The following is a 12,319-nucleotide window of genomic DNA, read 5'->3' on the forward strand; positions in this document are numbered from 1 at the left end:
CGCTGCGCAGCGTGATGCTGGCCGCCGACGCGGATCGGCCCGCCCCGCGCGTACACCCGCAAGTGGATGTGCGCGCTGGCGGGCAATTGCTGCAACGCGCCGGCTTTGCCGATCCGGTGATCGACAGCCGCAGCCTGGCCGTACGCTATCGCAGCCTGACCCGGCTCGTGCAGGACTTGCGCGACCAGGGCCTGTCCAACTGCCTCGCCCGCCCCGGCGCGCCGCTCGGCAAGGCCGCCCTGGCCCGCGCGCAAGAGGCCTTTGCCGCCGCTGCTGATGCGGAAGGGCGGGTTACCGAGACGTTCGAGATCCTGACGCTGAGCGGCTGGGCCAAGCCGCTGCGCGCGCCGAAGTTTTAGGCGGAACGCCCCCTCCACCACCCCTGCGCGGCGGTCCCCCTCCCCATGCCATGGGGAGGATCGCCAAGGTCCTCCCCACAGCGTGGGGAGGGGGACCAGCCGCAGGCTGGTGGAGGGGCTTTGATCCTTACGCCTTCAATGCCGCCTGCGCTGCGGCCAGGCGCGCGATCGGCACGCGGTAGGGGCTGGCCGAGACGTAATCGAGGCCGACCTTTTCGCAGAATGCGATCGAGGCGGGATCGCCGCCGTGCTCGCCGCAGATGCCCAGCTTGATATCGGGGCGGGTCTGGCGGCCGCGCTCGGCCGCCAGTTCCACCAGTTGGCCCACGCCCTCGATATCCAGGCTGACGAACGGGTCGCGCGGATAGATGCCCTGGTCGACATAGGGGTTGAGGAAGCGCGCGGCATCGTCGCGGCTTACGCCCAGGGTGGTCTGCGTCAGGTCGTTGGTGCCGAAAGAGAAGAACGTGCCTTCCTCGGCGATTTCCCCGGCCATCAGCGCGGCGCGCGGCAGTTCGATCATCGTGCCGACCAGGTAATCCAGCGTCTTGCCCTTGTCGGCAAAGACCTGTGCGGCCACGCGATCGACCAGCGCGCGCAGGATCTGCAGTTCCTTCTTGGTGGCAACCAGCGGGATCATCACCTCGGGCACGACTGCTTCGCCAGACTTGGTGGCCACTTCCACCGCAGCCTCGAAGATCGCCTGGGCCTGCATTTCATAGATTTCGGGGAACGTGATGCCCAGGCGGCAGCCGCGATGGCCGAGCATCGGGTTGAACTCGTGCAGTTCCCCGGCGCGACGCTTGAGGTGGTCGACGCCCAGGCCGGTCACTTCGGCCAGTTCCTCGAACTCTGCATCGGCATGCGGCAGGAATTCGTGCAGCGGCGGATCGAGCAGCCGGATCGTCACCGGCAGGCCGGCCATCACGTCGAAGATCGCGATGAAATCGGCGCGCTGTTCGGGCAGCAGCTTGGCCAGCGCGGCGCGGCGGCCGGCTTCGTCTTCGGCCAGGATCATCTGGCGCACGGCGGAAATGCGCCCGGCTTCGAAGAACATATGCTCGGTGCGGCACAGGCCGATGCCTTCGGCGCCGAACTGGCGCGCCACCTGGCAATCCGTCGGCGTTTCGGCGTTGGTGCGCACTTTCATGCGGCGGTGCTTGTCGGCCCAGACCATCAGCGTGGCGAAATCGCCGACAAGTTCGGGTTCCACCATCGCCACTTCGCCGGCCATGATCTCGCCGGTCGAACCGTCGAGCGTGATCACGTCGCCTTCGGCCAGGTCACGGGTGCCGATCCGCGCCTTGCGCGCGGTCATGTCGATCGACAGGCCCGACGCGCCCGAGACGCAGGGGCGGCCCATGCCGCGTGCCACCACGGCGGCGTGGCTGGTCATGCCGCCGCGCGCGGTGAGGATGCCCTTGGCCGCATGCATGCCGTGAATGTCTTCGGGCGACGTTTCCACGCGCACCAGGATCACGCTGTCGCCACGCTCGGCGCGCGCCTGGGCGGTATCGGCGTCGAACACGATCGCGCCGCTGGCCGCGCCCGGCGAGGCGGGCAGCCCCTTGGCCAGCACATCGCGCGGCGCCTTGGGATCGAGCGTGGGGTGGAGCAGCTGGTCGAGCGCCATGGGATCGACCCGGGCGATCGCGGTGGCCTCGTCGATCAGGCCCTCGCCCACCATGTCCACCGCCATCTTGAGCGCGGCCTTGGCGGTGCGCTTGCCCGAGCGGGTCTGCAGCATCCACAGCTTGTTCTTTTCAACCGTGAACTCGATGTCCTGCATGTCCTTGTAGTGCTTTTCCAGCAGCTCGAACACGCTGGCCAGCTCGGCATACGCCTGCGGCATGGCCTCTTCCATCGACAGAGGCTTGGCCCCGGCCCGCTCGCGTGCGGCCAAGGTCAGATATTGCGGGGTGCGGATGCCGGCCACCACGTCTTCACCCTGGGCGTTGACCAGCCATTCGCCGTAATAGGCCTTTTCGCCGGTCGCCGGATCGCGGGTGAAGGCAACGCCCGTGGCCGAGGTATCGCCCATGTTGCCGAACACCATGGCCTGGACGTTGACCGCCGTGCCCCATTCGGCCGGAATGTCGTTGAGCTTGCGATAGACCTTGGCGCGTTCGCTTTCCCAGCTATCGAACACCGCGCCGATCGCGCCCCACAGCTGCTCGTGCACGTCCTGCGGGAACGGACGGCCTAGCTCCTCTTCGACGATCGCCTTGTATTCGCCCACCAGCTTGCGCCAGTTGTCCGCGCTCATTTCCACATCGGCGTAATAGCCGTTGTCTTCCTTGGCGATTTCCAGCGCATCTTCAAAGCGGTGATGGTCCACGCCCAGCACCACGTCGGAATACATCTGGATGAAGCGGCGATAGCTGTCCCAGGCAAAGCGCGCGTCGCCGGAATCGGCCGAAAGCCCCTCAACCGTCACGTCGTTGAGGCCGAGGTTGAGCACGGTATCCATCATGCCCGGCATCGACACCCGCGCGCCCGAGCGCACCGAGACCAGCAGCGGATTGCCCGCATCGCCAAACACGCGGCCGGTCGCCGCTTCGATGTGCGAGAGCCCAGCGGCCACGCCGGCCTTGATGTCGGCGTCAAACTGCTTGCCGGCCGAATTGTATTGCGTGCACACTTCGGTGCTGATGGTGAAGCCGGGCGGCACCGGCAGGCCGATGCCCGCCATCTCGGCCAGGTTGGCGCCCTTGCCCCCGGTAATGGTCTTATCCTTGGCCCGAGGATCGTCGTTGCGCGCACCACCGCCGAAATGGAATACGTATGCACTCATGATTACAGTCCGTTCCTTGAGCAAAGGTCAGTCATTGCGAGGTCCAGGAAATGGACCGAGGGCGCTTAGCCCTCGATCCGCGAGAAGTCCGCTACTTTGTGCACCGCAGCACGGAATTGGTCAAGCAGGGCCAAGCGATGGGCCCGCTTTTCCGCATCTGCGTCGTTCACCGTAACGTCATCGAAAAACGCATCGATCGGCGCGCGGAGCGAGGCCAGCGCGGCCATGGCGGTGGTGAATGCCTCTTGCGCCACGGCAGTTTCCACCTGCGGCTCGGCCTGGGCGAGCGCCGCCATCAACGCCGCTTCGGCCGGTTCGGGGGGGTAGGACAGCGCCGCTTCGCCATGGGCAAATTCGGCCGCGACATCCTTGAACAGCGGATCGTCGACAAGCACCAGCGGGTCTTCCTCGCCAGTGGGCGGCACCACGCCTTCGCCCTGCGCGCCAGCCGTGGCCGCTGCTTCCTTCTTGAGGATATTGGCCGCGCGCTTGTAGCCCGCCAGCAGATTGACGCCATCCTCGGTGCCGACGAACGCCTGAAGCGCCGACACGCGCGCCAGCAGGCGCACGAGATCGCTTTCACCGCCAAGGGCAAGCACGGCATCGATCAGGTCGTGGCGCACGCCAGCTTCACGCTGCTGCACCTTGAGGCGGTCGGCAAAGAAGCCGAGCAAATCGCCTTCGGCCACGGCGAAGCGCAGATGGTTCTCGGTGATCAGGCGAATGATGCCAAGGGCGGCACGGCGCAGCGCGAAGGGGTCTTTCGACCCGGTGGGCTTTTCGTCGATCGCAAAGAAGCTGCGCAGCGTATCGAGCTTGTCCGCCAGCGCGACGCAGACCGAAACCGGCGCGGTGGGTACATCGTCACCCTGCCCCACCGGCTTGTAGTGATCGCGGATCGCGTCGGCCACGGCATCGACCAGGCCTTCGGCGCGGGCGTAATAACCGCCCATCAGGCCCTGCAGTTCGGGGAACTCGCCAACCATGTCGGTGACGAGATCGGCCTTGCACAGCTGCGCCGCCTGGCGCGCCAGGGCCGGATCGGCGCCGGGCACCACGCCTTCGCGGGCGAGCCATTCAGCCAGGTCGGCCACGCGGGCGACCTTGTCGGCCACGGAGCCCAGCTTTTCGTGGAACGTGATGCGCGCCAGCTTTTCGGCCTGGCGGGCGAGCGGCACCTTCTTGTCCTGTTCCCAGAAGAAGCGGGCGTCGGACAGGCGCGCGGCGAGCACCTTGCGGTTGCCCGCCACGATCGCCGCGCCGCCATCGGTGGCGGCGATATTGGCCGTGCAGACAAAGGCGTTGGCCAGCTTGCCGGCAGCGTCGCGGCAGATGAAATACTTCTGGTTGACCCGCGCGGTCAGCTGAATCACTTCTGGCGGCACGTCGAGGAACGCCTCGTCAAAACGGCCGAGCAGCGGCTGGGGCCATTCGGTGAGGCCGGCGTTTTCCACCACCAGCCCTTCATCGTCCACCAGCACGAGGCCGGCAGCCTGCGCCGCGGCGCGCGCGCCATCGCGCACCAGCGCCTCGCGCTCGGCGTGGTCGACGATCACGTAGGCATCGCGCAAGCGGGCGGCATAGTCGGCCGCGCCAGTGATGGTGATGTCACCGCTGTGGTGGAAACGGTGCCCACGCGTGACCGTGCCAGAGCGGATGCCGCCCACTTCGAGGTCGATCGCCTCGTCGCCCAGGATCGCGATGATGCCCGAGAGCGGGCGCACCCAGCGCAAGGATTCCGGGCTGAACGAGGCGGCGCCCCAGCGCTGCGACTTGGGCCAGGGAAACGCGCGGACGATCGCCGGGATGGCCTGGGCCAGCACATCCTTGGTCGCGCGGCCGGGCTTTTCGGTGATGGCGAACAGCACGCCATCGCGCTCGGTCAGTTGCTCGCGGGTCAACCCGGTCTTGCGCAGGAAGCCTTCCAATGCCTGCGGCGGGGCCGAGGCGCGCGGCCCCTTCACTTCCTCACTGACAGCTTGCGTGCCCAGCGGCAGATCGCGCGCGATCAGCGCCAGCCGGCGCGGCGTGGACCATACGGTGATCGCGCCCGGCGTCAGCCCGGCGGCGGTCAATTCCTTGACGAACAGCTTTTCCAGATCGGCGCGCGCGCCGGCCTGCATCCGCGCGGGGATTTCTTCGCTGCGCAGTTCGAGCAGGAAATCGGCGGTCATGCGGCGTCTCGCTTGGGTGTGTTCAAGGTGGTGTCAGCGCCCTTCGACAGGCTCAGGGCGAACGGGGTGTGAGAACCAATCCAGGGGACCGTTCGGGCTAAGCTTGTCGAAGCCCCACGCGCAACAAGCCGGCTCATGCGCTCCACCCCGGGAATTTCTGCGCCCACTCGTCCTGGTACTTGGCCATATAGGCTTCGCACGAACCGCGCGCGAGGTCGCGCACCTTGCCCATATAGCTGGCGCGTTCCTGCACCGAGATCACGCCGCGCGCCTGCAACAGGTTGAACACGTGGCTGGCCTCGATCGCCTGTTCATAAGCCGGGATCGGCAGCTTGGCGTCGAGGCAGTTGCGGCATTCCGCCACCGCCTTGTTGAACAGGTCGAACAGCGCGTCGGTATTGGCGATCTCGAAGTTCCACTTCGACATCTGGCGTTCGTTTTCCAGGAACACCTGGCCATAAGTCACGCCGTGGCTGTTATAGGCCAGGTCATAGACGTTATCGACGCCCTGGATATACATCGCCAGGCGTTCCAGGCCATAGGTCAGCTCGCCGGCCACCGGCTTGCAATCAAACCCGCCCATCTGCTGGAAATAGGTGAACTGGGTCACTTCCATCCCGTCGCACCACACTTCCCAGCCTAGGCCCCAGGCGCCCAGCGTCGGGCTTTCCCAGTCATCCTCGACAAAGCGGATATCGTGCTGCAGCGGATCGACGCCGATGGCGCGCAGGCTGTCGAGATAGAGATCCTGCATGTCGGCCGGGCTCGGCTTCATGATCACCTGGTACTGGTAATAATGCTGAAGCCGGTTGGGATTTTCGCCATAGCGGCCGTCGGTCGGCCGGCGGCTGGGCTGGACATAGGCCGCGTTCCACGGCTCTGGCCCCAGCGAGCGCAGCGTGGTGGCGGGGTGAAACGTACCCGCGCCCACGCGCATGTCATAGGGTTGCAGGACAAGGCAGCCCTTGTCGCTCCAGTAAGCGTGGAGGCGCAGGATCATGTCCTGCAGGCTGAGCGGCTTTGGTGCAGTATCGGCCATGGTGTGCCGCCCATGGCCGATGGCGCAGCGCAAATCAACCGCCAGCAGGCGCAACATGGGGACTTCCCATTGCGCGCTGCCCTGTGCATGGGACAAGGCATGCGCCGCTTCCTTGCCCAAATCCCCGCCCGCATCGCCGCCTGTGCCGCCATGGCGCTGCTGCAGGCCCCTTTTTCTGCCGATGCGCAGACCATCACGCTGCCTGCGCCGCAAGAGGCCGCCGCCGATGCGGCGCCCTCGCGCCCGGCGCTGTGGAAAGTGGCTGACGCCGATACCACGATCTGGCTGTTCGGCACGATCCACATGCTGCCCAAGGGCGGCGCGCCGTGGCTGGTCGGCCCCGTCGCCAAGGCGCTGAACGGATCGGACACGCTGGTGACCGAGGTGACGCAGGCCGATATGCACGCCGCGATCGACACTGCGCCCGGCCTGCTGCCCAAGGGGCAGACCCTGACGGCCCTGCTGGGGCCACAGCGCGCGGCGCGGCTGGCGGCCACGCTCACCGCTTCGGGCGTGCCGGCCACGCAGTTGGATGCCTACAAGCCCTGGATGGCGGCCACCGCGCTGTCGATGCTGCCTCTGGTTCAGCGTGGCTATCAGCCGTCGCACGGCGTGGAAGCCGCGCTGCAGGCGGCCCACCCGCAACGGCAAGCAGGGCTGGAGACCGTGGCGTTCCAGCTTGGCCTGATTGACAGCCTGCCCCAGGATGCCCAGATCGCCTGGCTCGATAGCGTGATCGCCCAGTACGACACGATCGGCGAACAGATCGCCGGCATCGTTGCGGCCTGGCGCCAGGGCAATGCCGAGGAACTGGGCAAGCTGATGACCGCCGACATGCAGGACGATCCCCGCCTGATCGACGCGCTGCTGATCCGCCGCAATGCCACCTGGGCCAAGTGGATCGAACAGCGGCTGAAAACGCCGGGCACGGTGTTCTTGGCCGTGGGCGCCGGGCATCTGGCCGGCAAGGGCAGCGTGCAGGAAGACCTGGCGCGCGACGGCATCACTGTGACGCGGGTGCAATGACCATGACCATGCGCTGGAAACCGTTCCTCGTCGCCGCCCTGGCCCTGCTCGCTGCGGCGTGTCACAAGGCAGCACCACCGCCGCTGCCGGCCAAGGTGGCGCTGTGGGAAATCGCCGATACCAGCGGCACGCGCGGCTGGATATTCGGCACGGTGCATGCCTTGCCCGCTGGCGTGCAATGGCGCCGCCCGGCGATCGACCACGCGCTGGCCAATGCCGATCGCCTGGTGCTGGAAATCGCCCAGCCGCTCGATGGCAATGTCGCCGGCGTCGCCCTGGCGCGCCTCGCCTATACCGCCGGCCTGCCGCCGCCCTCGGCGCGCGTCGCCATGAAGTATCGCGATGCGCTGGCCAAGGTCTACAAAGACCTCAACCTGACCGACGCACAGTTCCAGAATGAGGAATCCTGGGCGGTCGCCCTGCAGATCGCCGCGATCGGCGGCCAGAAGGAAGGCATGGACCCAGCCAGCGGGGTGGAGCCGCAACTGCGCAAGCTGATCGGGGGCAAGCCGGTGGCGGGCCTGGAAACGCTGGATGGGCAGTTTGGCATATTCGACGCCCTGCCCGATCGCGCGCAGCAGACCCTGCTGGAACAGATCGCCGTGGAAGCGGCCGATAACCGCGACGACGATGCCGACATGGTGCGCCTGTGGCTGCGCGGCGATGACCTGGGCATTGCGCGCGAGAGCCAGAAGGGCTTCCTGGCTGATCCCACGCTGCACCAGGCATTGCTCACCGCGCGCAACGCGGACTGGGCCAGCCAGATCGATGCCATGCTCAAGGATGGCGCCGCGCCGTTCATCGCCGTGGGCGCAGCGCACGTGGCCGGCAGCGATGGCCTGCCCGCGCTGCTCCAAGCCAAGGGCTGGCTGGTGCGCCGGGTGGAGTGATCGCGCACGCCCCTTGCTTTTTCGGCCCGATCCGCTAAGGGCCGCCGCTTCCCCGTCATGGTCATCCCTGGAGGCGTGGCGGAAGGAACATGCAACAGATTTATTTCGGAAGGTATTTCACATGAGCGAGACGCTGACCCTGTCGGCTGAGCTGCGCGAACGGGCAGGCAAGGGAGCCTCCCGTGCCCTGCGCCGCGAAGGCCGCACTCCTGCCGTGGTTTATGGCGGCAACCAGGAACCGGTTGCCATCCACCTCGAAGAAAAGGAACTGGCACGTGCCCTGGGCACCGGCCACTTCTTCAACTCGATCGTCGAACTGACCATCGGCGGCAAGAAGGTCCGCACTCTGCCCAAGGACGTGGCTTTCCACGCCGTGAGCGACCGTCCGCAGCACGCAGACTTCCTGCGCGTGAGCGCGAATGCCGAAGTGCACGTGAACGTGCCCGTGGTGTTCCAGAACGAAGAAAAGGCCCCCGGCATCAAGCAGGGCGGCGTGCTCAACGTTGTGCGCCACGAACTGGAACTGGTGTGCGAAGCCAACAAGATCCCCGATGACATCATCGTCGATCTTTCGGGCCTGGAAATCGGCGATTCGGTGCACATCAGCGCCGTGAAGCTGCCGGCCGGCGCCCGCTCGGCGATCACCGACCGCGATTTCACCATCGCGACGATCGCCACGCCGACCGTTCTGACCGAGGAAGAAGAAGCTGCTGCTGGCGAAGCCAGCGAAGGCTGATCTTTCCGGCACGGCAGCTTTCGGGCTGCCGCATCGGTTCAAGGAACCCCTCCCCAACCGGGAGGGGTTCTTTTTTGCGCTGCGCCCATGCAATAGGCACGCGCGCCACACCTGCAAACCACAACCGGAGCATCTGCCATGCAAGTCTGGGTTGGCCTGGGAAATCCCGGCCCGCAATACGCCCTGCACCGCCACAACGTCGGCTTCATGGCGCTCGACACGATTGCCGATGTCCACGGCTTTGGCCCGGTGCAGAAGAAGTTCCAAGGCTGGGTGCAGGAAGGCCGCATCGGCGGGCAGAAGATCATCCTGCTCAAGCCCGCCACGTTCATGAACGAAAGCGGCCGCGCCGTGGGCGAGGCACTGCGCTTCTACAAGCTCGCCACCGATGCCCTCACCGTGTTTCATGACGAACTGGACCTGGCGCCGTTCAAGGTGAAAGTGAAGCAGGGCGGCGGCCATGCCGGGCACAATGGCCTGCGTTCGATCGACCAGCACTGCGGCGCGGAATTTCGCCGCGTGCGCCTAGGCATCGGCCACCCCGGCCACAAGGACCGCGTCACCGGCTATGTCCTGGGCCCCTTTGCCAAGGCCGAGCACGATGACCTGGTCACCATGCTGGGCGCCGTGGCAGCAGAAGCCGATCGGCTGGCCCAAGGCGACGATACCCGCTTCATGAGTGATGTGGCCCGGCGCCAGCAGGATTGACACGCGCCAGCAAGATTGAAATGTCCTGAAAAGGTTAACGCGAATTTCCGGAAAAACCGTCGGAATCGCTTACAACCGACACACCCGTGAAACGGCGTTAACCACCAAAAAGCGCTGATTTCTGCAATTGGCACCGCTTTTGCTTTTACTTCTGTCAACCAAGACAGAGCATTCGGATCTAATGGTTCGAACGTCTGCCTTCCAGTTTGAAACTTCAAGTTTGACAGGGGACTGACCATGAAGCGTTCGATTGCCATCCTCGCCGCCGCGCTGACCACCACCATCGCTGCCGCCCCGGCCCACGCCACCTTCTTCCACACGCACTATTGCAACTGCGGCCACTCGGCCGGCGCGGCGATGTGCGGCAGCAGCTCGTCCAGCTCGACCTCGACCTCGGGTGGCAGCACCACGTCTTCGACCACCTCGTCCACCTCGGGCGGTTCGACCACGTCGTCGACTTCGGGTGGCAGCACCACCTCGACCTCGACCGGCGGCTCGACCACGTCGTCGACTTCGGGCGGCAGCACCACCTCGACCTCGACCGGCGGCTCGACCACGTCGTCGACTTCGGGCGGCAGCACCACCTCGACCTCGACCGGCGGCTCGACCACGTCGTCGACTTCGGGCGGCAGCACCACCTCGACCTCGACCGGCGGCTCGACCACGTCGTCGACTTCGGGCGGCAGCACCACCTCGACCTCGACCGGCGGCTCGACCACGTCGTCGACTTCGGGCGGCAGCACCACCTCGACCTCGACCGGCGGCTCGACCACGTCGTCGACTTCGGGCGGCAGCACCACCTCGACCTCGACCGGCGGCTCGACCACGTCGTCGACTTCGGGCGGCAGCACCACCTCGACCTCGACCGGCGGCTCGACCACGTCGTCGACTTCGGGCGGCAGCACCACCTCGACCTCGACCGGCGGCTCGACCACGTCGTCGACTTCGGGCGGCAGCACCACCTCGACCTCGACCGGCGGCTCGACCACGTCGTCGACTTCGGGCGGCAGCACCACCTCGACCTCGACCGGCGGCTCGACCACGTCGTCGACTTCGGGCGGCAGCACCACCTCGTCGTCGACCGGCGGCACCGACGTGCCGGAACCGGGCATGCTGGGCCTGATGGGCGCTGGCCTGGCTGGCCTGGCGTTCGTGCGTCGTCGTCGCCGCTGAAGGCTTGGCGCGGGCTGCGACACACCAGCGCAGGGACGGGCCGGCACGCTGAACGCATGCCACCCGGCTGACCCAAAGCCCGCCTAACGCCGATGTTTCGCGAAAAAATGCCGTCCAAGCCTGGCTTGGGCGGCATTTTTGCGTTCGGATGGAGTGTGCGCCGTCAGTGGGCCTGGGCGCGAGCGAGATCGGCGCGGAACAGGCGGTTGGCCGGATCGGCATCGACCGCGCGGCTCAACAGATGCTGCGCGGCGGCCATGTCCTGCCCGGCGTTGAGCCGCACGAGGCCAGCGATGTGCAGCATGTCGGGATCGCGCGGCGCCTGGGCCAAGGCGCGGTCGGCATAGGCGATCGCGTCCTGGTGGCGGCCAGCGTTGGTGCAGGCCACCGCCAGCCGCTTGAGCACTTCGGGATCGCTGCCATTGCCCAGCAACGCGGTATAGGCGGTGATTGCTGCGGCCCAATCGCGCCGGCCCAGCGCCGCCTGGCCATCGGCGGCCAGGCGCTGGTCCTGCTGCCATTGACCCGAGCGCAACCGCGCTGCCAGCGCATCGGCCGAGGGATCACCCGCTGCCCGCGCCGCGCGCAGGGCCAGATCCAGTTCGCGCTGGCCAGCCAGCAGCGAATCCGACAAGGGCCGGATCGTGCGCAGCGCCGTGCCGGGATCGCCGGTGGCCAGTTGCGCTTCGGCCAGCATCATACGCGAATAGGGATTTTGCGGCGAGAGCAGCAGCGCGCGGGCAAAGATCACGCGGGCCTGCTCGGGATGGCCCAGGCGCAGCAGCGCCTCGGCATAGGTCAGCCCATTGGGGGTGCGTGGATCGAGATCGACCTCATGCGGCGCCAAGAGCTGGCGTACCTTTTCCCAATCGCCTTTTTCGCTGGCGAACTGCACCTGCAGATCGAGCACGCGTGAATCGCCCGGCGCGAGGCGCGCGGCCTTGCCGATGAGGCCGATCGCGCGGTCGAGCTGGCTTTGCATGTCAGCCAGGTTGGCCCGCTCGATCAGCGGCTCGATCCGGCGGGGATAGGCCGCAATTGCGCGGTCATAGGCAGCGCCGGCCGCGTCTAGCTGGCCTTGCCGGACCCGCAGCGCCCCTTCGACCATCGCGGTATCGAGGCCCTTGGGATCGAGCCGCTGCATCACGGCCAGGACCTGGTCGGCCCCGGCAAAATCTTCGGCCGTGATCAGGAAGCGGGCATAGTCGCGCGCGAGTTGCACATTGTCTCCGGCAGCCATGCCCTGGCGAAACGCGGCCAGCGCCTGGGCATTGTCACCCAGAGCCTGGTGCGCTGCGGCCCGCAGGCGCCAGGCATCGGCATCGCCATCCTGGCCCAGCAGCGACAGCGCCTGGCGCGGCAGGCCGCGCAGCAGGGCTGCTTCGGCCTTCATGCGGTTGACCGCCGGCCCGCCACCGCC

10 protein-coding genes and 1 pseudogene are annotated in these 12,319 nt (G+C 66.9%); 6 read left to right on the top strand and 5 right to left on the bottom strand.

What is annotated here, in order from left to right; translation table 11 throughout:
- Window positions 1-359: pseudogene (locus H926_RS29845) on the top strand (methyltransferase); the annotation flags it as partial.
- 127 nt (window positions 360-486) lie between these two features.
- On the opposite strand, the gene ppdK reads toward H926_RS29845, so the two are convergent.
- From ppdK to H926_RS0122085, 3 genes are all read right to left on the bottom strand, one after another.
- Window positions 487-3,153, bottom strand: coding sequence for a pyruvate, phosphate dikinase (gene ppdK / locus H926_RS0122075; RefSeq protein WP_022678188.1), 2,667 nt, complete (start codon window positions 3,151-3,153; stop codon window positions 487-489).
- Between the two features lie 65 nt (window positions 3,154-3,218).
- Complete coding sequence (glyS, locus tag H926_RS0122080) at window positions 3,219-5,327, bottom strand: glycine--tRNA ligase subunit beta (protein ID WP_022678189.1); 2,109 nt, start codon at window positions 5,325-5,327, stop codon at window positions 3,219-3,221.
- A 133-nt stretch (window positions 5,328-5,460) separates the two neighbouring features.
- On the bottom strand, window positions 5,461-6,366 hold the full coding sequence (locus tag H926_RS0122085) for a glycine--tRNA ligase subunit alpha (RefSeq protein WP_028658361.1): 906 nt from the start codon (window positions 6,364-6,366) through the stop codon (window positions 5,461-5,463).
- A 99-nt stretch (window positions 6,367-6,465) separates the two neighbouring features.
- On the opposite strand from H926_RS0122085, the gene H926_RS0122090 reads away from it, so the two are divergent.
- The 4 genes from H926_RS0122090 (at window position 6,466) to pth (ending at window position 9,726) form a co-directional block, all read left to right on the top strand.
- Window positions 6,466-7,392, top strand: a complete 927-nt coding sequence (locus H926_RS0122090; protein ID WP_022678191.1) for a TraB/GumN family protein — start codon at window positions 6,466-6,468, stop codon at window positions 7,390-7,392.
- 8 nt (window positions 7,393-7,400) lie between these two features.
- Window positions 7,401-8,282 carry a TraB/GumN family protein gene (locus H926_RS0122095; protein WP_237741153.1) on the top strand — a complete coding sequence of 294 codons (882 nt, stop codon included), beginning with the start codon at window positions 7,401-7,403 and terminating at the stop codon, window positions 8,280-8,282.
- A gap of 121 nt (window positions 8,283-8,403) precedes the next feature.
- Complete coding sequence (locus tag H926_RS0122100; protein WP_022678193.1) at window positions 8,404-9,018, top strand: 50S ribosomal protein L25/general stress protein Ctc; 615 nt, start codon at window positions 8,404-8,406, stop codon at window positions 9,016-9,018.
- A gap of 138 nt (window positions 9,019-9,156) precedes the next feature.
- Entirely contained in the window at window positions 9,157-9,726 is a 570-nt protein-coding gene (pth, locus tag H926_RS0122105; protein WP_022678194.1) for an aminoacyl-tRNA hydrolase, read from the top strand.
- Between the two features lie 323 nt (window positions 9,727-10,049).
- Here the strand turns inward: pth and H926_RS35220 are convergent, their stop codons facing one another.
- Complete coding sequence (locus H926_RS35220; RefSeq protein ID WP_022678195.1) at window positions 10,050-10,838, bottom strand: hypothetical protein; 789 nt, start codon at window positions 10,836-10,838, stop codon at window positions 10,050-10,052.
- Window positions 10,839-10,848: 10 nt separating this feature from the next.
- Here H926_RS35220 and H926_RS35225 point away from each other — a divergent pair, with 10 nt between their 5' ends.
- Complete coding sequence (locus tag H926_RS35225) at window positions 10,849-10,899, top strand: hypothetical protein (protein ID WP_237741155.1); 51 nt, start codon at window positions 10,849-10,851, stop codon at window positions 10,897-10,899.
- Window positions 10,900-11,062: 163 nt separating this feature from the next.
- On the opposite strand, the gene H926_RS0122115 is transcribed toward H926_RS35225, so the two are convergent.
- Window positions 11,063-12,319 (bottom strand): tetratricopeptide repeat protein (locus tag H926_RS0122115; RefSeq protein ID WP_022678196.1); only part of this gene is annotated, 1,257 nt, incomplete at its 5' end.

The sequence above is a fragment of the Novosphingobium sp. B-7 genome (genome assembly GCF_000410615.1).
GTDB classification, from domain to species: domain Bacteria; phylum Pseudomonadota; class Alphaproteobacteria; order Sphingomonadales; family Sphingomonadaceae; genus Novosphingobium; species Novosphingobium capsulatum.